We start from the raw sequence: 19,594 nt of genomic DNA, 5'->3' as shown, positions 1-19,594 counted from the left end.
CTGCCGGGTGGCGTGCCGCCGCACCGCGACGCGGCGCGCCCCTTCCCGACGTCCCACCGGACCCGCCGACGGCGGAAACCCGCCGCCCTCGCGACCGCACTCCGATCCGCACAAATCCGCGAAGAAAATTGGGGAAATCGTAGCGCGGCTCTGCTAAGGTGCCGTCAAACAGACAAGAGGCCGGCATGAACAGCACCGCCAGAATAGCCCCGAAAATCGAAGACGACCTGCGCGAGAAGATCATTGAGCAGCCCGATCTGATCCTCGACGATCAGGACGTGATGCGCGCGCTGATAGCCGCCAACGAAAAGACGATGGGCGGCAATATCGTCGATCTGCGCGGCATCGCGATGGAGCGGCTGGAGGCACGCCTCGACCGACTGGAGGACACGCATCGCTCTGTCATCGCGGCGGCGTACGAGAATCTCGCCGGCACAAATCAGGTGCATCGCGCGGTCATTCGTATGCTCGATCCGGTGGATTTCGAACCCTTCCTGCACAATCTCAGCGGAGAAGTGGCCGACATCCTTCGGGTGGACGCGGTGCGACTGGTGCTCGAATCGGTTCAGAATGAGGACGACCCGGCGATCCGCAAACTGGGCGACGTGCTTCATGTGGCAGAGCCGGGGTTTATCGACGCCTATCTTACCTCCGGACGCAATGCCCCGCTTCGCCAAGTCACGCTCCGTCAGGTTCAGAGCGGAGCGGGCGCCATCTACGGCGATGCGGCGGGCTGGATCCGGTCCGAAGCCTGCCTGAAGCTTGACTTCGGCGCCGGCCGTTTGCCCGGTCTTCTGGTCATGGGCGCCGAAGACCCGCATCATTTCACGCCGCAGCAGGGCAGTGACCTATTGGCCTTCTTCGCCGGCGTGTTCGAACGGGCCATGCGCCGCTGGCTGTCATGATTTCGCCCGCCGCGCGGGATGCGCTGGCGGGCTGGCTCGCGGCGCAGAGGGCGCTCAGGGGCGCATCCGAGAACACGATTGACGCCTATCGCCGCGATGTCGTCGATTTTCTTGCCTTCATGACGGCCTACAAGGGCGGCGAACAGGGTCTTTCGCCGCTGCTTCAGGTGGGCGTGCGCGACATGCGCGCGTGGATGGCAAAAACGCGCGGTGAGGGTGTGGGCAGCCGATCGCTCGCCCGTAAACTCAGTGCGGTCAAAAGCTTCTATCGCTGGCTTGCCGATCGCGAAGGGGCCGACCCGACGGCGGTGCTCTCGGCGCGCGCCCCGAAATTCACCCGCAAACTGCCCCGTCCGCTGGCCGAGGACGCGGCGCGCGCCGTGATCGGCGCGGTGGATCTTCAATCGCGGCAAGGCTGGGCCGGCGCGCGCGATGTGGCGGTTGTCACGCTCCTCTATGGCTGCGGGCTGCGAATTTCCGAGGCTCTTTCACTCAACCGCCGTGACGCGCCGCTACCCCGATCATTGCGTATCACCGGCAAGGGCGGGAAGGAACGCATGGTTCCGGTGATCCCAGCGGCGCGCAACGCCGTCGATGCCTATCTGCGGCTCTGCCCGTTCGAGGGGGATGACGCCGCCCCGCTTTTCGTCGGCGCCCGGGGCGGTCGCCTCAACGCCCGGACCGTGCAAAAGGTGATGCAGCAGACACGCGCGCTGCTTGGCCTTCCGGCATCTGCCACACCGCACGCCCTGCGTCACAGCTTTGCCACCCATCTGCTCAGCGCCGGCGGGGATCTGCGCGCCATTCAGGAACTTCTCGGCCACGCATCACTGTCAACGACGCAGGCCTATACCGCCGTCGATACAGCACGCCTGATGGAAGTATATCTCCAAACTCACCCAAAGGCATAGGCCAACCGGCCAGCTTCTTGCGTCCCCGTAGCTCGGCAAAGTTCTTTTAAGCATGCGAAGTAAGAGTTGCCGAAGCTCGATCTTTCCGTCTCTCCGACGACAAGACGCCCAGAGTTTCTTAGAGCGCGGCCGTTTTCACTGTGCGCCCCTCTTCCCGCCACTCCGGCAGTCCGCCGTCCATGCGCCGTGCGTTGAATCCGTGCTTGCGCAGGGTGGCAACGGCCTGATGGGCGTAGATGCAGTAAGGGCCGCGGCAGTAGGCAACGATCTCACGGCCCGGATCGAGCGTGGGCAGGATTGCCTCGATGTCATCCAGCGTCGTGTTGCGCGCGCCGGGTATGTGTCCGGCCGCGTATTCGTCGACGGGGCGAACATCGAGCACTGTGACTGACCCTTCGTCAAGCCGTGCGGCCAGATCGTCGCGACCGACCGGTTCCGGTGCGTCTTGTCCGCCCGAAAGCCCGCGCAGGATACGCTCGACCTGCGCCAGATTACGCTCGGCGACGAGGCGCAACAGGTCCATCAGCGCAAGCGTCTTCGCGTCGGTCAGCCGGTAGATCACGGCCTTGCCGTCACGTCGACTGGTGACCAGAGCTGCACGGCGAAGCTGCTGTAGATGCTGGGAGCAGTTGGCGATCGTCAGGCCGGTCTTTTCCGCCAGCGCCTCAACTCCGCGTTCTCCCTGCGCCAGTTGTTCAAGGAGCGAGAGCCGAGCTGGCGCAGAAAGGGCGCGCCCGACAAGGGCATATTCTTCGAGCAGGGCTGTCTTCGGGCTGATTGACACGGCGAACTCCAACCGTTAATCGTTCAAGCGATAACTTGAATAATAGCGATTAATTCGCTTTCCGCAACCCTAGGGTTCATAGCCATGTCCGATACCATCCTCGCTGCCGAACCAACGATCCGCCTTGCGATCTTTCTTGGCGTGCTCGCGGCCATGGCGCTTTGGGAGGTCGCGGCCCCCCGGCGGCGGCGGGACATTCCGAGGGTGATCCGCTGGACGAACAACCTTGGGCTCGTCGTGCTCGACACCGCGATCCTGCGGCTGTCCTTTCCGATCCTTGCGGTCGGGCTGGCGGTCACGGCCGAAGAACGCAGCTGGGGCCTTTTCAACAACATCGACGTGCCCGTGTGGGCCGCGCTCGTCGTCTCGATGCTGGCACTCGATCTGGCGATCTACTTGCAGCACGTGATGTTCCACGCAGTCCCCGGCCTTTGGCGGCTGCACCGGATGCACCACGCCGATCTCGATTTCGACGCGACGACGGGGCTGCGGTTCCATCCCGTGGAGATCCTGATCTCCATGGGGATCAAGCTGGCCGTGGTTACGGCGCTCGGCCCGCCCGCCGTGGCGGTGCTTCTGTTCGAGGTGATCCTGAACGCCACCGCGCTGTTCAATCACGCCAATATCGACCTGCCGCGCCCCCTTGATCGCGTGCTGCGGCTGCTTGTGGTCACGCCCGACATGCACCGGGTCCACCATTCCGTCGACCCGCGCGAGACCAATTCGAACTACGGCTTCAACCTGCCGTGGTGGGACCGGCTGCTGGGCACCTACGTCCCTCAGCCCGCCAAGGGGCACAGGGGCATGGAGATCGGCATCGAGCAGTTCCGCACGCGGCGCGACCTCTGGCTCGACCGGATGCTGGTCCAGCCACTGCGTGGCCCCGCTTCGGGTGGCGCCCTCGACCCGCGCATCACGACGAAGGAGCCATCGGAATGACGGGCAGCGATCTTCAGCGCGGCATGCGCGAGAACAGGGGCCAAGTTGTCCATCAACTGATTCAAGTGATGCTGGTCGGCTTCGCCATCGGCATGACGCGCACCGTCGTCCCCGCACTGGCCGAGAGCGAATTCGGGCTGGAACGCGGGTCCTTCCTGCTGCTTGCCTCCTTCGTCGTGGCCTTCGGCGCAGTGAAGGCAGTGATGAACTTCGTCGCGGGCCGCTGGTCCGAACGGATCGGTCGCAAGCGGGTGCTGTTCTGGGGCTGGGTCGTGGCGTTGCCGATCCCGGTGATGATCTGGTATGGTCCCGACTGGAACTGGATCGTCGCGGCGACCGTGCTGCTTGGCGTCAACCAAGGCCTCTGCTGGTCGATGACGCAGACTGCCAAGCTCGACATCACCAGGGCCGAGGAACGCGGGCTGACCATGGGCCTCAACGAGTTTGCGGGCTATGTCGGCGTGGCTATCGCGGGCATCCTGACGGCCTATGCCGCCGAGTGGCTGGGCGCGCGCGTGGGGCTGCTGGTCTTCGGCTTGGCCGTGGTGCTGCTAGCACTCCTGCTCACCGTGGTCTGGGTCAAGGACACGCTCCCCTGGGCGAAGGCTGAAACGGCCGCGCACAAGGCCGCACCACCGAAATCCCTGCCGCGTTACCCGCAAGGCATATCCGAGCACCCCACAACGGGGGAAGTCTTCGCGCTGATGAGCTGGCGCGACCGGCGACTCTTCGCGATCTCCCAGGCGGGGCTGGTCGAGAAGTTCGTCGATGCGCTGGTCTGGGCATTGTTCCCCGTCTTCCTGGTCACCAAGGGTGCCAGCCTAACGGAAGTCGGCTGGATCGTCGGCACCTACGGCTTTGTCTGGGGCGGCTCGCAGCTCTTCACCGGGCGACTGTCGGACCATGTCGGCCGGTTCTGGCCCAACGTGTTGGGCATGTGGATCTGTGGCGCGGGCGTGGCAATGGTGGTCATGGGCATGGGCGCGCTCTGGTGGTCGGTCTCGGCCGGGGTGGCCGGCTTCGGCATGGCGCTGCTTTATCCGAACCTCTCGGCGGCGGTGGCCGACATCACCCCGCCCGCCTGGCGCGGATCGGCCATCGGCATCTACCGCTTCTGGCGTGATCTTGGCTACGCCATCGGCGCGCTCGGCCTCGGCCTCGCCGCAAGCCTGTCCGGCGCGGCCGAGGCGGCCTTCTGGTTCGTCGCGATCTCCATGTTCGTGTCCGGCGGCCTGCTGTTCTGGCTCTCCGAGGAAACGCACCCACGGCTCAACCCGGCCGAGCCGCCGAAGGCCGCCCATGCTTGATCATCTGACCAGGCGACTTGGCCTTCTGTCCATCCTTCTGGGGTTTGTATCCCTTGCTTGCGGTCGCGGTCTGGGGGTTCCGCGTGGGCGGCTGGCCCTGGCCGCGGGCCTATGACTTCGCCGGCTGGGGGGCCTGGGCGGCGGGTGCCGGGTTCATCGTCGCGCTGGCCGGACTGGTGGTCTGGCTTCGGCGTCGGCGCAGCCGTGTCCGAGCGGTTCTGTTCGGGCTGATCCTGTCGCTGCCCGTTGCGGGGCTTGGCACCGCCTTCGAGATCGCCGCCTGCACGACGCCACCGATCAACGACATCTCAACCGACACCGAAGACCCGCCGGTGTTCTGGTTTACCGCAACACCCAGCGACTACCCGGCGCAGAATGCCAAGCCGCAGCGCGCCGCCTATCCGGAGGTGCGCCCGCTGAAACTGCCGCTTTCCGATGACGAGGCCTTCGGGTTGGCGCTGTCGCTGGTGGAGGACCGGGGGTGGAATGTGCTTTCCGCCGATCCCGCGGAGAGCCAGATCGAGGCCATTGCGCGCAGCCGCCTCTTCGGTTTCGAGGACGAGGTGGCGATCCGTGTCACCGAGACCGATTCTGGCACCCGCGTGGACATGCGCTCGCGCCTCGGCCAGATCGACCGCGGCGCCAATGCCCGGCGCATCAAAGCATTCCTGACAGATCTCGAAACACGCGCCCCGAACTGAGGACTTGCGATGAAACACCTGATCCTGCTGGACGACCCGCCCTACGGCACCGAGCGCAGCTTCAACGGCCTGCGCATGGCCCACGCGCTAACCAAGAATGACCCTGAAGCGGACATCACCGTCTTCCTGATGGCCGACGCGGTGCTCTGCGCCAAGGCCGGGCAGAAGACGCCCGAAGGTTTCTACAACCTCGAACGGATGATCCGCCGGGTTCTGTCCTCCAAGGGGCGCATCCTGATGTGCGGCACCTGCATGGATGCCCGGGGCCTCGCAGAGGGCGACATGATGGAGGGGGCAACGCGCTCGACGATGGACGAACTCGCGCAGGCGACGCTCGCCGCGGACAAGGTGCTGGTGTTCTGATGGAGAAGATGCTGACGCGCACAGCGCGACTATCGACGCCACGCAGGAATACATGATGTACTCGGCCTCCGCGGCCGGCTTCATCGTGTCTCATCAGATTGACCAGTCCGTTGTTGAAACTGCAATGCTTGATGGTAGCAATGCTTGATGGTAGCAACACTTGCTGACATCCATATCCTGAGCGACTATTGTTTCATGACGAGCATGCGATTTCAACGCGCGTCCAGCGTGTGCGCGTACTTGACTGTGTGAATGACAAGGATAGCTTCGGGAGTCCACGAAATGGATATAAAGAAATGCGGAACCCGGCCATCAACTGTCGGACCGGAAGATCACTTCACCGGTGCGGTGCGTATGGATCCGGTCATCACCGCGCCTGACCCGGCCCGCCTCCGTTCGGTTATGGTGACCTTTGAACCCTCCGCGCGCACTGCATGGCATACACATCCCCTCGGGCAGACTCTCGTTGTTCTGTCGGGAATGGGCCTGGCGCAGACATGGAACGGTCCGGTTCAGGAAATCCGCCCGGGAGATACCGTATGGTTCGAACCCGGGGAAAAGCACTGGCATGGCGCTGCACCAAATGTCGCGATGACGCATCTGGCTATTCAGGAAGCGCTCGACGGGTCTGCCGTGACTTGGCTTGAGCATGTTTCCGATGACCAGTACTGCGATCCGTCAGGCGCGTAGCCAGTTCACCAACGGCGCATGGTTGCAGGCTTCGTGCCTTGCGCACTGTCGGGGACGATACCAAAGGAATTTCCCGCCTTGGCCGATCCTTGATGCCCAAACAATTCACCGTTTATAGCTTTTCTTGTCGAATTTCGAAAGAGATCTTTCCGCTGCGCGCTCCGTGTACCCTGTTCAGCAGGTCGTTGCGCTCATTGAATCGCAAATTCAATTTGGGAAGGCGACCTTGGGTAGTTCGATGTGGACAGTTTCAATGACAGGGACATGGATGCCGCGCGGTCGGAACAAATGCCGTCCGGGGCGGCGATGGGGCATCGGATGAGCCGAGAAAGGTGTGCTCAAGTCGATGCTAGACGCTCGCAATATCGAGATCCCGTTCCCGCCCTACTGCAAGACCAAGGCAACATTTCCCCGGCCGGTCTGCGACAGTTGCACGGAATTGCCTGCGCCAATCTGGCGGAGAAGCGCCTCGTTCTCATCCCCCCGAACGTCAAAAAGTATCGCGTTCAAGGATCCCTGCTGAAGCGTGGCCAGAACATTGGCGTCTCCTTCGACAACGCCGGCGAGTGTGTTGCCGTTTCCGATCTGCTCAAAGCGGCCGGGATTGAATCCGATCGCGGCCAGTTGCGGTGTGAAACCGGCGATGTTCGCATTGTTGGTATCGCCCTCGATCTGGATGTCGATCGCGTTGTCGCGCCCTTCCTGCATCAGGTCGGCGAGATTTGCATCCCCAACGACCGCAAGGTCGGTCACATTCGTGCCGCCGACCCCGCCTAGGTATCCCTGCACCACCGACAGGATGTTTCTGTCCCCCTCCACGGTGACTGCGGCATCGTTGGTTCCCATCTGGTCGATCAGCACCGAATTGCCGTCGCTCTGGCCGAGAAGGTCGAGAAAGGCGACGTTGGTGCCGAACTGCGACACACCAATTTCGTTGTCGGTGCCTTCGATCAGCCCCACGCTGAGATCATTGTCGAGACCGTCCTGATCTATACCAAGCGAATTGCCGTCCCCGGTGATCACGATGGCGCCGGTTCGGTTGCTGCGTCCGCGCTGGACGATCCCGAATGCCGTATCGTTGGCGAGGATCTCAAGGTTCATGAGGTTGCCATTCGCAAGCGTGTCCTCGGTGCCCCCGACCTGCGACAATGTGCTTGCCGATACCAGTGGGCGCTGCGCCACTCCGCGCAACGCCGTGGTGCCGTTATTGCTGCCCTGAATCAGCACGAAGATGGCGTTTTCCTCTCCACGCAGAGTGGAGCGGCTGTCCTGACTCACCACGTCGATGCGGTTTCCGGTGCCGTCCATGGTGATATTGGCTGACTGTCCGAGCATCCCGGACTGCTTGATCTGCGACACCGTGCCGATCACGTTGTCATTGCCGTTGATCTGCCGCAGCGAAAGACGATTGCCCCGCTGGGGGGTCGCACCGAGGTTCCGTTGCTGTATTTCATCCACCCGGTTGCCATTGCCCAGTTGCTCGACAAATGCGGTATTGGTGCCGAACGGACCGCGCGCGGTATTGACTTGTCGCACCGCGAGCCCTGCGGTGCCGACGGTGGTGTTGCCCACACCGGACTGCCGGATGGTCAGCCTGTTGTCGAACCCGTTCTGGACGATGGGCTGCGCCTCGGTCCCCGCAAGGTTGATCTCTCCCGTCTGATCAATCGACGCCTCGTTGTCCGCGCCTTCCTGCTCGATCTCCACCGAGTTCTCCAGATTGAGACCCTGCGCCGAGGTGGACCCCGGCAAGGCAGCCAACATCACCAGGGTGGCGGAGACAGAAAGAAGGGGGAAATAACCAAGCGGCATCATGCACTCCTGAACTGGGTGACGGAAACGTTTCCGCAGATCAAGCGGAGTGACCCCGCGACATATAAATCGTATCCTGAGACAGCGCGCACGACCCGTGAACCGGCCCGGACGCGCCCTTTTCTCAACCCGCGTCAACACGGGTTCCGCGACATCACGCGTTACTGCATGATGCCGGCGTTATTGCCGCTGCCGGACTGGCTGAAGCTTGCGGTATTGTTGCTGCTACCGGTCTGAGCCACAGCAACCTGGTTCAGGTTACCAGTTTGGGTGCCAGAGATATCATTGTCGTCGCCAGTCTGGTCGAAGGCGAAGGCATTCGAGCTGCCAGTCACGGTCAGTTCGGCGAAGTTGCCGATACCGTTCTGGGCAACAAGACCCGACTGACCGAGGCCGACAGACGCAGCAGATCCGTTAAAACCGCGATCCCAGCCGTTGTCATCGCCAGTGATGGTGACATCGGCATCGTTGCTTGTGCCGATTTGGTCGATCCCAAGCCCGTTGAAGTCGCCGTCAACATCGGCCTTCGCCTCGTTGGTGACACCGTTCTGACTGATACCAATGTTGTTTAGGGTACCGGATACGGCCGCGACGGTAATCACGTTGTCGGTACCGACCTGGTAGGTGCCAAGCTGATTGAAGTTTCCGCCAAGGGTCAGCGTGCCGACCGTATTGCCCTGACCATACTGCGTGACACCGAAACGGTTACCAGTACCACTCACGTCGAGGTTGGCCGAACTGTTCCGGGCCTGCGCGCTGGCATCGCCCTGAATCAGAACTGACGCCTGTGCACCCGACGCCCCGGCCGGACCGCTCAGCGGAACGGTGGTGCCGTTAAGTGTTCCGGTCATTGCCACGGTCAAAGTGTTGGTCTGGTTGCCTCCTTGCGTGGTGCGCTGGCTGATCCGTTCAATATTGTTCAGGCGCCCACCTTGGGTGACAGTCAGCGCGTTGCCCGACGACGAGCCGCGGGACTGCGAAACACTGCCGACGCGATTTGCACCGCTGAAAGGCCCGTCCGAAGCTTGGGTGATAGTCGCGCTGTTCGAACCAAGAAAAGTGTTGGTGCCGGTTGAGCTTTGGCTGATCGCACCGATCACGTTGAGGCTCGAAGACTGGATGACGTTGATATGGTTGGCGCCTGCTGCGTCAGAAGAACGGTTCGAATTCTGGTAAACGCCGTCGGGACCGCCGTTTGAGTTGGCTTCAAGGCCGATTTCGTTGTAGCTGCCCGACTGCAGGATCGACAGCTTGTTGATGTACCCAGTCTGGGTCATCTCGGTGCCCGATGCGCCGGCATCGTTGTTGTTGCCGGTCTGCTGGATCAGGGCCGAGTTGTCGGTACCATTCTGATCAAGGTGCGCCTCGTTGTTGTCAGCGATGGCGCCGGCCGCCGAGAGCACGATCGCGCTGCCGGAGGCGAGAAGAATATTCTTGAGTTTCATCTGAAGTCCATTTCTCTATTTGGAATTAATTTGTTTTGCCCTCAATGGAAGGCGATCCCGCCGGGCGGCCAAGGCCGCCCGGCGGAGAAGATTCACTACTGGGTAATGCCGGCGCTGTTGCCGTCACCCGACTGCGCATAGCTTGCGGTATTCGACGACCCCAACTGCGCCACGACGGCGGCATTTAGATTGCCGGTCTGCGAGCCGTCGATGGTGTTGTCGTTGCCATCCTGAAGCGTGGCAAAGACGTTTCCTTGTCCGCCGCCCTGCGACAGGTTGGCGGTGTTGTCATCGCCCCACTGACGCGCGACACCGCGCTCAAGGTTGACCGATACGCCAATGGTGGCCAAAGCCGGCCCCATCAGAGCATCGTTGGTGTAGGGAGTGCCCCAGCCGTTGTTGTGGCCACTGATATCGAGCGTGGCGCTGTTGCCGTCGCCCATCTGGTCCACGCCGAAATCATGACCCGAACCGGCAACCGTCACAGTAGACCAGTTGCCAGTACCATCCTGCCGGATCCCAACGTCATTGTATCCACCATCGATCGAGCTGAGGGCAACAGTGTTGTTGAAGCCGTACTGAACAACGCCAACCGCGTTGTTGTTGCCATTGATCTCCAGGGTGCCGACGCTGTTGTCTTCACCATATTGCTCGACACCGAAATCGTTGTTGCTCCCGGTAACCAGCAGGTCGATGCTGTTGTTCTTGCTCGGATCAGTTGGGCTGGCAGAAGCGTATTTGCCCTGGATCAACCACGATGCGGTTGCGCCGGTCGCATCAGAAAAGCGCCGCAGCGATCCAGTTCCGTTGTCGTTGCCGGAGATGTCAACGTCAATCGTGTTGACGCCGCCGCCGCCTTGGTCGGCAGTCTGAGAAATCCGGGCGATGACGTTATCGTTGCCGCTCATGTTGGCTGACAGAGAGTTCCGGGCGGAGGACCGCTTTTTCTGATAGATGCTTTCGATGGAGTTTCCGTCGCCGAATTGTTCCACAGAGGCAGAGTTGCGGGTGTTGCTGCCTTGCGTGGACGACCGCTGCACGACCGATCCCACGTCATTGTTGTCACCGGATTGGTCGATGAACAGGTTGTTGCCGCGATATGCGTTCGGACTTCCGGTGTGCGATTGCAGCACCCCATCGGCTATATCATCGACATTCGATCCAAGACCGATAGAATTACCGTCTCCGGATTGAATGGCTTCGAGATCGTTGTTGCTGCCAACCTGTGCGATAGGGGTGGAGGACGAGCCAGCGTCGTTGGTATCGCCTGCGCTCTGATCGATTGATGCAGACTGTCCTGCGCCGCTCTGATCCAGATACGCCTCGTTGTTGTCGGCCAGTGCACCAGCCGCCGAGAGCACGATTGCGCTACCCGATGCGAGAAGAATATTCTTGAGTTTCATGACTTTTCCCTTCCAGTTGAAGTTCCTGCGCCCGCATACCTCCTGTGAGGGCAAACGCCGGGCTTGATGCGCGCCGACCCGTCGAAACGGCCCGGCGCGCAAATCGCGTTACTGGCTGATGCCAACGTTGTTACCGTCGCCCAGCTGAGTGAAATTGGCGGTGTTATTGTTACCTATCTGAACCACGGCCGCCTGGTTGTAGCTCCCGTTGACGGTGCCGATGATCTCGTTGTCGTCGCCGGTCGAGGACAGGACAAAGGCGTTCTGATCCCCGGTGATCGTCAGCGAGGTGCTGTTCAGATCGCCGGACTGCGTGCTGTACCCCGACAGCAGGCTGCCCGCGGTGATGAGCGCGCTGCCGCCGAAGCCAAGCCCGCCGCCGTTACCGTTGCCGGTGATCGTCACCGTTGCGTTATTGGTACTTCCGGTCTGGTTGACTTTGACGAGGTTCGCGTTGCCGTTGAGCGAACCACCGGCGGTATTGCCATTGCCGTCTTGACGGAATCCAAGGCTGTTGTCATCGCCGGTGATCGACACCGGATACACGATGTTCGTGCTGCCATACTGGCCCACTCCGACGGAGTTGTCGTCGCCGATCACGGACATGCCGGAGGCGCTGTTGCCGCTCCCCTGCTGCGCGATTCCATAGGCGTTAAAGCTGCCATTGATCATCAGACCGGCATCGTTGCCGCTGCCGACCTGCCAGATCGAGGAGTCCTCGGCGCCGCTGGAGGCCGAGAAACCGGCCGTCAGCGGAGACTGGCCATTCTCGTATCCGATAACGCTGAGAGACATGATATTCTGATCGCCGTGCTGCTGGGCAGCGCGCATGAAGTTGTCGCTCCCGTCCTGCTCCACGTTCATCGCGTTATCCTGGCCACTCTGGGTCACACTGTGCACCGAGGTCGCGATCCCAAAATTTCCGGCGACGTTGTTCACCGGCGCGATCGTGTTGTTCGACCCCGTTTGCAAGAAGTTCAGTGCATTGCCCGAACCCTGCTGACGGATACGCCCGCCCATTGTGTTCGCATCGCCGACCTGGTTCATCACCGCGGCGTTGGCATCGGTGCCGCCCGAGAGCGCCTGACGCACCTCTTTCACGCGGTTGGTGTCACCGTCCTGTACAATCGTAAGACTGTTGGCGAGGCTCGATGCGCCGCCGCCAGACTGGATCATGTAGGTGAACTCGTTGCCGCTCCCGAATTGCTCGACAGTGGCCGCGTTCCGGTTTCCGGTCTGCTGAAAGGCGTCGCCGGTGCCAATGCTGTTGCCGTCACCCTGCTGAAGGAAGTCAATATCGCTGTCGTTGCCGAGTTGGTTGATCTCCGAGTTCGGCTTGGACGCATTGCCGTGCACACCGGCGGTGTTGTTGTCGCCGTTCTGATTGATCAGGGCGGAGTTGCCGTCGCCGCTCTGATTAAGCAAAGCCACGTTTTTATCGGCCAGCGCACCGACCGCCGAAAGCACGATGGCGCTGCTGGAAGCGAGTAAAAGTCTGTTGAATTTCATAGAAGTTCTCCCATGCGATTTCGTAACCGCTTCCCCTAAGACCGCCGACCAAAGCTCCGCCATCCCGGTGAAACCGAAGTCAAAGCGCCATTTATGTGTTGAACAGCTGATTACGTTTCAGCCAAAAAGACTTGGTAATGTCTTGATCTCAAAATGTTCCGTTCATACCCCTAATACATTCTACAATTTACAATCTCGGCCCCCGCACGATCGCTGCGACCGTCCTCACTCGAGTTAAGGGATAATTAACACACTACAACCACACTTTTCGACAATTTTTGACACAGTAACGCCAAAATTCGAAAACCACGTGAAACAATTAGATAAATTCGAAGGGTTTGGTATCTGCGACGCAACAAAGGTGGTAAAATTGTGGCGCGCAAGGCCAAGTACTACACGCTTAACATTAATTTTTGTGTAGAAAGACGCCTTATGATTGCAGGTATTTCGAATCGCTTAGCCCTTACACCGCCGGAATCCACCCCGGCAGGGCAAATTGCGGCAACTTTGGGGCAAAACTTTGGTTGACCGCGCGAGGGGACCAAGCCACCATTCAGTTCGGAGAATATCCAACCGTATGGAGGTGTGGAGAAATGCCAAGCCGTCAGCGTGACGCAGATGCAACACATCGGTCGTGACGGACAGCCGTTCTTGCCTTTCGGGCACCAGCATGTTTCAGAAGCGATACAATAGCGAAAAAGAACATTCTCGGACAGACGACGGGCTATTCCGGCCCGTTTGGAACACGAAACTATAATAGAATACCTACGGCAGACACGAAATCTGAGGGATTGCGCGGATGACATTGACCCGACACTTTACTGCGACTGCAATCCTTGCCTTAGGCGTAGGGCTGGGCGCGGGGGCCTCGGCGCAGGATCTTGTCTACAAACCTGTGAACCCGAGCTTTGGCGGGAACCCACTTAACTCTTCACATCTGCTAGGTCTGGCCAACGCACAGCGCAGCGCCACCGCCCGCGACGCGGAAGACCGAACGTCGAGCTTCACCGATCCGACTACACCCGGCAGCTCAGACGCAGACCTGTTTGTTCGACAACTTCAGGGCCGTCTCCTTTCGGCTTTGGCCGCTCAGGTCACCGACGCAATCTTCGGAACGGATCCGCAGGATAGCGGAACGGTCACTTTCGGCAGTACGACCATCACATTCGAGCGGACGATCGATGCCATCCGGCTTGAGATCGTTGATAACCTCGAGGGAACGGTCACTGAAATCGTCGTTCCGCAACTCGTCACGGATGTGGCCACAAATTGACCCAACCCAAGAGCCGGAAACCAGTCATGATAACAAAAACTCTTCGCAGGGCGGCATTGGTGGCCAGCGTTGTCGCGGTCGCGGGCTGCTCGGAAATGCTGGATGATACGTCCTCCAAGTATCCCCCGAAAGTCATCCCCGTAACCCAACAGAATCTGGATCTCAGGCTTTTGCCTGCGCCGAAGTCCCGGGTGACGGTTTCCGTTTACGACATGCCCGACCTGACCGGGCAGTTTCGTGAGCGTGAAAACGTGCAATCGCTCTCGCGCGCGGTGTCCCAAGGAGGCGGTGCGCTGTTGACCACCGCATTGCAGGATGCTGGCCAGGGACGGTGGTTCACGGTGCTCGACCGGACCAACCTGGACAACCTGCTGCGCGAACGTCAGATCGCGACGGAAATGCGCCGCCTGTATCGTGGGGAGGACACGCCCAACCCGTCGGCTGTTCCGCCGCTGCGCCATTCCGGCATCATTATTCAGGGGGCCGTTGTCGGTTATGACGCCAACGTGCAGACCGGCGGCTTCGGCGCGCGCTATCTGGGCATCGGCGGCGATACCCAGTGGAAACTCGATATCGTGACCGTCGCGCTTCAGGCCGTGGCCATGTCCACGGGTGAGCTTCTGGCGAGCGTGATGGTCGAAAAGCCCATCGCCTCGACCTCCGTGCGCGGCGGCACGTTCACCTTCATCGAACTTGACAAGCTTCTGGAAATCGAAACTGGCGTTGCCGCGAATGAGCCCAAGCAGCTCGCCGTGCAGATGGCCACGGAAAAGGCGGTCCGCAGCCTGATCATCAAGGGCGCCGAGGTCGGGGTTTGGTCATTCGCTGACCATCGGGCCCAGCAGTCGCTGATCGCCGCACACCGAGCCGAGAAATACGGAGAAACGCAAATTCCCGAGGCCGCGAAGGCGCTCGCTCGGCCGGACACGCGCAATGCCACCCATGTGGTCGCCACCCGGCCGGTTGCCCGGCCCAGACCGGCCTCCTCCGCCCCCGTGCGCGAACGGATCATGTCCCCTGCCACGGAGTCTGACGGACAGTCGGACACCCGCCCGCCCCCGCCCCCCGCAGAGGATGAAGTGATCGGCTGATCCGGGGCAGGCATATTCACACGAATAGGGTCGCGCTGTTGCGCGGCCCTTTTTCGTGGAGTCGCGTGGAATCGGAGTTTCGCGCACGGCTTGGGAGGGGCAATCTTGCGATATTTTACGCAAATCTCTGTGAGATATGTGCCGATATCCACATCTGCGCCATCTCTTGCCCACATTTGCCCGCCAAGGTCGCAATGTAACACTGGCATAAAGGCATAGAGATGGGTCCTTTTCAGTCCTGGGTAAGAACGGCGACCCTTGCGGGGGCGCTCGCCGTGGCTCTTGCCGCGACCTCCGCGAGCGCGAACGAAACCGCCAAACTTTTGGAGCTCGATATAGCGGGCGATGACAATACACTGCAGATCACGCAGCACTTCACGCAGAGCGGAAGCGCCGCGGTCAACGACAGCACCCGGAACATCCTTTCGATCACGATCACCGGAAACCGGAACGGCGGCGTTGCCGAAACATGGCGCACAAGCCTGCCGTTTGCCTCGAGACTCGCGCCCGGCGAGATTGTTCAGTCGGGCTTTGGCAATGCCCTGAGCGTTTCGGTAACGGGCCATGACAACCTGTTCGCGATGGCACAGTCCGGGCAGAACAACCGGATCAGCGGTGAGATCTTCGGGAACAGCAATCAGAGCGTCGTGACACAGGCCGGTACCGGCAACACGACCGTTTTCCGGCAGACAGGGCAGCGCAACAACATCGTTGTTTCGCAGCGCAGCTATTAGTGCTAGAATAAAGGTTGGTTTATAAGTTCATGGGTGAATTATGAAAACGACCTTTGCAATCGCGCTACTGATCTCGGGTATCGTGGCCGAATCGACACTGGCGGGCGAGAACAACACGGTCAACCTTCTGCAGAGTTCTACGGACGGAATCGGCAACACGCTCAGCATTGATCAGTCCGGCGCGTCAAATTCCCTGCTGGCGGGCCCGCCTGATGGTAGCAGCCAGGCCCTTCAGATCGGTGGCGGAAATCAGGCGACGCTGACCATCGAGGGCGACGGCGGCCAGATGCTCCTGCAACAAGGCACCGTAGATCAGCCCGGTTTCGGCAACACGGCGCTGGCCATGATAAGCGGCCTCGGCGGTCTTGGCACCATCATTCAGGATGGATCGGGAAATTCCGCCGAAATGCAACTGACGTCCAACGACGCGTTGCAGCCCGCGACAGGTTCGATCGGACAGTTTGGAAACGGGAACAATGCATCGCTGAATGTGTTCGGCGCAAACGTGAACGGGGAAATCACCCAGCAAGGCAACAACAATACCGAAACGCTGACCGTCAACGGCTCGAACACGAGCGTATCCTACACCCAGGTGGGCAACGGCATGACTCCGACCGCCGCAAGTCCCGGTGTCTCCGTGTTCACCACCGCCGGCAGTGTCTCGATCACCCAGACACAGTTCTGATAGGGTCGGATCAATGGCTTCCTTCCTGCGCGCCGCCTCGGTTGCCGCCTGCGCGGCGATCGTTACCTTCACTTCAGCACCCGAGGCGCGATCCGACATGCCTGCCCCCGTCGTTCCGGAAATCCTCCTGACGCCCGGCGACGGGTCCATCCGCATCGAAGGCGTGGTGAGCGGCACCGGCCCCGCCGACATCACCGCTACCCTTGCCATCACCCACAAGGGCAGCGGCGGAAACATGAGCACTCGGCAGTCTCGCGACATATCCCTCAAGGCGGAGGATTTTCGTACGCCAGTGGCAACGACCGGCATAAATTTCGGGAGCGGTTCCTATCTCTCTGTTGACCTAGAGGTGACCTTTGACGACAAAGTCATCGCAGAAACTCACACAGTGATCGGCTGGGAAGACTGATCAAAGGGACAGGGATTACACTTCATGCGACTGCTGTTTTCTTCGGCCGTTATCGGTGCTTTGCTCGCAGGATCTCAGATGGCCGAGGCGCAAAGCCGCGCCGACCTGATCGAGGCCTTCTCGGGTGACTGGTTCATCTTCGACTCCGCGCGCGGGACCGGCTCCAGCGCCTGTCAGCTCAGCCTCGGAACGCAGCCTACCGCCGAGGACGGACCGATGCCCCTGTCGCAACGCCATTGCACCGCCCCGCTCACTGATGTCGCCGTATGGGACGTTCAGCAGGGGCAGCTCGTCTTCGTCGATGAGGCCGGAACGCCGCTCGCGCAGCTTGGCGGCAATCAGCGCCGACTCACTGGTAACCTTGCCCCCGACGGCGAAGGCGTCGTGGTCGAACGGGCAAACGGCGATGGCAGCAACCTTGAAATTGCGCAGGCGGTACAGAAATATCGCTGCTTTTTTCTGGGTGTCTCCTCCGATTGCGCCAGCGAAGAGGATCTGAAAGCGCCCGAGTTCCCGCAGGAGGCGGAACAACAGACCGCCAGCATCGAAACGCTGGGCAACGTTGTCGCCCGAAGCCAGCCGCGTCGCGATTCCTCACAGGTTGGCACCATTCCGGGCAATACCTGTATTCAGGTTGACCAGTGCCTCGTCGCCTCCGACGGGCTATGGTGCCGTGCGGGCTTCGGCGACACGACCGCTTGGATTGCGCGCAATGCCGTGCGTCAGGGCGAGTGGCCGATCATTACTTTCCGCAGTGACTGCACTCAGGACAACGAGTAAGCCTCAACATAACAGCCAACGGGCAGCTCGTTGACGGAACCCCACCGAACACCCCGTTGACGACGTCTCCAAACGCGCCCCGGTGCATTTGATATGCACACGATGGATCAGTTCACCGGGTCAACGAGGTTGTCAGCCGCCAGTAGACTTCGGAGGTTTCATCCTTCTTTGATGTGCACCAGTTCACCATATCAGATCGCTGTCTGCGGCTGGCAGGGCGACAGCGGCAAGCACGTAGGCCCCCGCTGACGCCGACAACGTCACACAGGGTTCAGATCCTCTTTCGACACAGCGTCCGTGTCTCGATGTGCGGTGAACCATTTGTTCAGCGCCGACATGCCGATACCGAGATCATCAGCCACCTGCTTTTGCGTCAGCCCACTGGTCAGCGCGATGCGCACCGCATCTTTGCGGAATTCGTCTCTCCGGCATTCCAGTTCGATGAGGTGATGCACACCGTGATGTCATTCTGCATCTGTCATCAGGTGAAACCTTCCGCCAATGGATTGCTTCGCGAACACAAGAGAACGCTTAAATTAATTTATTACTAAATATCAGTATATTATATATTTCCGTAGAGTTCTGGAACGATACTTGCATGTAGATTGGGAAAGTCGATCAAACAGCGACAGGAAGCTTTGACCATGCCCAGTGACGTTCAGTCCAATACTTCTTTGCCATTTCTCGATGTGTCGGACCCTGCATTTTCCATTCGTTCACAAGCCGTGGCAAAGGCGCGCGATGGATCATGGTGCGCGCGAACACCTTATGGATTGGCCGTATTGCGCTACGATGACGTCCAGAAGATGCTCCGGCACCCCAAGATGCGGCAGGGCTCTTACAGGTGGCCATCCCACAACGACGTGACGGGAAATTTTGCCCGTTGGTGGGAGAACATGCTTCTGAGCCAGGAGGGCAATGATCATGCCCGACTGCGACGCATGGCCAACCCGGCCTTCTCCCCCAAGCTTATCACGTCATTGAAGCCCAGGTTCGAAGAATTGGCCAACCGTTTGATCGACGATTTTGCTCCCAGAGGGGAGTGTGATTTCATCGCCGAGTTTACCGAACCCTACGCGACCGGCGTGATCTGCGACCTTCTTGGCCTGCCAATCGAAAAATGGCGCGACCTTGCTGATATTGCGGGTGACATGGGGCTGGCACTCGGTGTCACGTTCAAGCAGGACCTGCCCCGGATCGAAGCAGCGACGCAACGAATTTTCGCTTATGCCGAAGAGTTGGTCGAGCACCGGCGAAAAGAACCTTCCGATGATTTCATTGGGACGTTGGTGAAGGCCAATCAGGATAGGTCACAGCTTTCTGATCAGGAACTGCTGGACATGATCGTGCTGGCCATTTTCGGCGGCATCGACACCACGCGCAATCAACTGGGCCTTGCGATGGTGACTTTCATTGAACACCCCGATCAATGGGCGCTTCTGGGTGATAATCCGGATCTGGCCCGCGCGGCGGTCGAAGAGGTCATGCGTGTGCGTCCGACGATCACCTGGGTCACCCGCGAGGCGACCGAGGCGTTTACCTACAACGATCTGCAGATCCCGCAAGGCACGACCGTTCATCTCTTTTCGCAGTCGGCCGGGTCCGATCCGGCGGAGTTTCCGAACGCGGAATTCGACATCACGGCCAAACGGAGTCCGCATTTCGGCTTTGGTGGGGGTACGCATCATTGCCTCGGCCACTTTATCGCCCGCGGCGACATGACCGAAGCGCTCAAGCTGCTGGCCCGGCGTCTGAAAAATCCCCGGTTCAACGGAAATGCGAAATGGTTGCCTGACAGCGGGAACACCGGAGCCGTGACGCTGCCTATAGCGTTCGATCAGGCGTGATCTTCA

General features: G+C 60.5%; 19 protein-coding genes and 1 pseudogene. 14 read left to right on the top strand and 6 right to left on the bottom strand.

Translation table 11 applies throughout. The features are described 5' to 3' along the window. Window positions 1-185: 185 nt before the first annotated feature. Together BMW66_RS16895 and BMW66_RS16890 are read left to right on the top strand one after the other, a co-directional pair. Window positions 186-905: a DUF484 family protein gene (locus BMW66_RS16895; protein WP_093120182.1), complete on the top strand. Its 720-nt coding sequence runs from the start codon at window positions 186-188 to the stop codon at window positions 903-905. Next, window positions 902-1,816: a tyrosine recombinase XerC gene (locus BMW66_RS16890; protein WP_093120180.1), complete on the top strand. Its 915-nt coding sequence runs from the start codon at window positions 902-904 to the stop codon at window positions 1,814-1,816. The genes BMW66_RS16895 and BMW66_RS16890 overlap by 4 nt, the downstream gene beginning before the upstream one ends. 118 nt (window positions 1,817-1,934) lie before the next feature. Here the strand turns inward: BMW66_RS16890 and BMW66_RS16885 are convergent, their stop codons facing one another. Beyond that, window positions 1,935-2,600: an ArsR/SmtB family transcription factor gene (locus BMW66_RS16885; RefSeq protein ID WP_093120193.1), complete on the bottom strand. Its 666-nt coding sequence runs from the start codon at window positions 2,598-2,600 to the stop codon at window positions 1,935-1,937. Between the two features lie 84 nt (window positions 2,601-2,684). Here BMW66_RS16885 and BMW66_RS16880 point away from each other — a divergent pair, with 84 nt between their 5' ends. From BMW66_RS16880 to BMW66_RS16860, 5 genes are all read left to right on the top strand, one after another. Continuing rightward, window positions 2,685-3,539, top strand: a complete 855-nt coding sequence (locus BMW66_RS16880; RefSeq protein WP_093120179.1) for a sterol desaturase family protein — start codon at window positions 2,685-2,687, stop codon at window positions 3,537-3,539. Beyond that, a complete protein-coding gene (locus BMW66_RS16875; RefSeq protein WP_093120178.1) occupies window positions 3,536-4,846 on the top strand; it encodes an MFS transporter in 1,311 nt (436 codons plus the stop codon). Before BMW66_RS16880 ends, BMW66_RS16875 begins: the two co-directional genes overlap by 4 nt. A 53-nt stretch (window positions 4,847-4,899) precedes the next feature. Next, a complete protein-coding gene (locus tag BMW66_RS16870; RefSeq protein ID WP_175483288.1) occupies window positions 4,900-5,547 on the top strand; it encodes a DUF1499 domain-containing protein in 648 nt (215 codons plus the stop codon). A gap of 9 nt (window positions 5,548-5,556) precedes the next feature. After that, a complete protein-coding gene (locus tag BMW66_RS16865; RefSeq protein WP_093120175.1) occupies window positions 5,557-5,910 on the top strand; it encodes a DsrE/DsrF/TusD sulfur relay family protein in 354 nt (117 codons plus the stop codon). A gap of 282 nt (window positions 5,911-6,192) precedes the next feature. Next, window positions 6,193-6,600, top strand: a complete 408-nt coding sequence (locus BMW66_RS16860) for a (R)-mandelonitrile lyase (RefSeq protein ID WP_093120174.1) — start codon at window positions 6,193-6,195, stop codon at window positions 6,598-6,600. 384 nt (window positions 6,601-6,984) lie between these two features. Here BMW66_RS16860 and BMW66_RS16855 read toward each other — a convergent pair whose 3' ends face one another. The 4 genes from BMW66_RS16855 to BMW66_RS16840 form a co-directional block, all read right to left on the bottom strand. Then, complete coding sequence (locus BMW66_RS16855) at window positions 6,985-8,412, bottom strand: hypothetical protein (protein WP_093120172.1); 1,428 nt, start codon at window positions 8,410-8,412, stop codon at window positions 6,985-6,987. A gap of 161 nt (window positions 8,413-8,573) precedes the next feature. Then, window positions 8,574-9,857, bottom strand: a complete 1,284-nt coding sequence (locus BMW66_RS16850; RefSeq protein WP_093120171.1) for a beta strand repeat-containing protein — start codon at window positions 9,855-9,857, stop codon at window positions 8,574-8,576. A 95-nt stretch (window positions 9,858-9,952) separates the two neighbouring features. Further along, entirely contained in the window at window positions 9,953-11,260 is a 1,308-nt protein-coding gene (locus tag BMW66_RS16845; RefSeq protein ID WP_093120169.1) for a hypothetical protein, read from the bottom strand. 108 nt (window positions 11,261-11,368) lie between these two features. After that, a complete protein-coding gene (locus tag BMW66_RS16840; protein ID WP_175483287.1) occupies window positions 11,369-12,769 on the bottom strand; it encodes a hypothetical protein in 1,401 nt (466 codons plus the stop codon). Between the two features lie 799 nt (window positions 12,770-13,568). On the opposite strand from BMW66_RS16840, the gene BMW66_RS16835 reads away from it, so the two are divergent. From BMW66_RS16835 to BMW66_RS16810, 6 genes are all read left to right on the top strand, one after another. After that, window positions 13,569-14,042: a curli assembly protein CsgF gene (locus BMW66_RS16835; protein ID WP_093120167.1), complete on the top strand. Its 474-nt coding sequence runs from the start codon at window positions 13,569-13,571 to the stop codon at window positions 14,040-14,042. A gap of 26 nt (window positions 14,043-14,068) precedes the next feature. Further along, on the top strand, window positions 14,069-15,133 hold the full coding sequence (locus BMW66_RS16830; protein WP_093120166.1) for a CsgG/HfaB family protein: 1,065 nt from the start codon (window positions 14,069-14,071) through the stop codon (window positions 15,131-15,133). Between the two features lie 221 nt (window positions 15,134-15,354). Further along, window positions 15,355-15,867, top strand: a complete 513-nt coding sequence (locus BMW66_RS16825) for a hypothetical protein (RefSeq protein WP_093120164.1) — start codon at window positions 15,355-15,357, stop codon at window positions 15,865-15,867. Between the two features lie 82 nt (window positions 15,868-15,949). Beyond that, window positions 15,950-16,552: a hypothetical protein gene (locus tag BMW66_RS16820; protein WP_139196210.1), complete on the top strand. Its 603-nt coding sequence runs from the start codon at window positions 15,950-15,952 to the stop codon at window positions 16,550-16,552. A gap of 13 nt (window positions 16,553-16,565) precedes the next feature. After that, the gene (gene csgH, locus BMW66_RS16815) at window positions 16,566-16,961 is read left to right on the top strand and encodes a curli-like amyloid fiber formation chaperone CsgH (protein ID WP_093120161.1); all 396 of its coding nucleotides are present in this window, start codon (window positions 16,566-16,568) and stop codon (window positions 16,959-16,961) included. 24 nt (window positions 16,962-16,985) lie between these two features. Continuing rightward, window positions 16,986-17,741: an AprI/Inh family metalloprotease inhibitor gene (locus tag BMW66_RS16810; protein ID WP_093120159.1), complete on the top strand. Its 756-nt coding sequence runs from the start codon at window positions 16,986-16,988 to the stop codon at window positions 17,739-17,741. 164 nt (window positions 17,742-17,905) lie between these two features. Here the strand turns inward: BMW66_RS16810 and BMW66_RS16805 are convergent. Continuing rightward, window positions 17,906-18,178, bottom strand: a pseudogene (locus BMW66_RS16805) (helix-turn-helix domain-containing protein); the annotation flags it as partial. Window positions 18,179-18,346: 168 nt separating this feature from the next. On the opposite strand from BMW66_RS16805, the gene BMW66_RS16800 reads away from it, so the two are divergent. After that, entirely contained in the window at window positions 18,347-19,588 is a 1,242-nt protein-coding gene (locus BMW66_RS16800) for a cytochrome P450 (protein WP_245729527.1), read from the top strand. Window positions 19,589-19,594 lie beyond the last annotated feature (6 nt).

The organism is Salinihabitans flavidus (assembly GCF_900110425.1).
Lineage (GTDB): Bacteria > Pseudomonadota > Alphaproteobacteria > Rhodobacterales > Rhodobacteraceae > Salinihabitans > Salinihabitans flavidus.
Note: the sequence above shows the minus strand (reverse complement) of the source record. Positions and strands in the feature narration are given on the sequence as shown.

Coding starts and splice junctions, on each gene's coding strand:
- BMW66_RS16865 (WP_093120175.1), top strand. CDS start 5,557: ATGAAACACCTGATCCTGCTGGACGACCCGCCCTACGGCACCGAGCGC.
- BMW66_RS16860 (WP_093120174.1), top strand. CDS start 6,193: ATGGATATAAAGAAATGCGGAACCCGGCCATCAACTGTCGGACCGGAA.
- BMW66_RS16830 (WP_093120166.1), top strand. CDS start 14,069: ATGATAACAAAAACTCTTCGCAGGGCGGCATTGGTGGCCAGCGTTGTC.
- BMW66_RS16850 (WP_093120171.1), bottom strand. CDS start 9,857: ATGAAACTCAAGAATATTCTTCTCGCCTCCGGCAGCGCGATCGTGCTC.
- BMW66_RS16895 (WP_093120182.1), top strand. CDS start 186: ATGAACAGCACCGCCAGAATAGCCCCGAAAATCGAAGACGACCTGCGC.
- BMW66_RS16840 (WP_175483287.1), bottom strand. CDS start 12,769: ATGAAATTCAACAGACTTTTACTCGCTTCCAGCAGCGCCATCGTGCTT.
- BMW66_RS16845 (WP_093120169.1), bottom strand. CDS start 11,260: ATGAAACTCAAGAATATTCTTCTCGCATCGGGTAGCGCAATCGTGCTC.
- BMW66_RS16855 (WP_093120172.1), bottom strand. CDS start 8,412: ATGCCGCTTGGTTATTTCCCCCTTCTTTCTGTCTCCGCCACCCTGGTG.
- BMW66_RS16890 (WP_093120180.1), top strand. CDS start 902: ATGATTTCGCCCGCCGCGCGGGATGCGCTGGCGGGCTGGCTCGCGGCG.
- BMW66_RS16825 (WP_093120164.1), top strand. CDS start 15,355: ATGGGTCCTTTTCAGTCCTGGGTAAGAACGGCGACCCTTGCGGGGGCG.
- BMW66_RS16810 (WP_093120159.1), top strand. CDS start 16,986: ATGCGACTGCTGTTTTCTTCGGCCGTTATCGGTGCTTTGCTCGCAGGA.
- BMW66_RS16835 (WP_093120167.1), top strand. CDS start 13,569: ATGACATTGACCCGACACTTTACTGCGACTGCAATCCTTGCCTTAGGC.
- csgH (WP_093120161.1), top strand. CDS start 16,566: ATGGCTTCCTTCCTGCGCGCCGCCTCGGTTGCCGCCTGCGCGGCGATC.
- BMW66_RS16880 (WP_093120179.1), top strand. CDS start 2,685: ATGTCCGATACCATCCTCGCTGCCGAACCAACGATCCGCCTTGCGATC.
- BMW66_RS16875 (WP_093120178.1), top strand. CDS start 3,536: ATGACGGGCAGCGATCTTCAGCGCGGCATGCGCGAGAACAGGGGCCAA.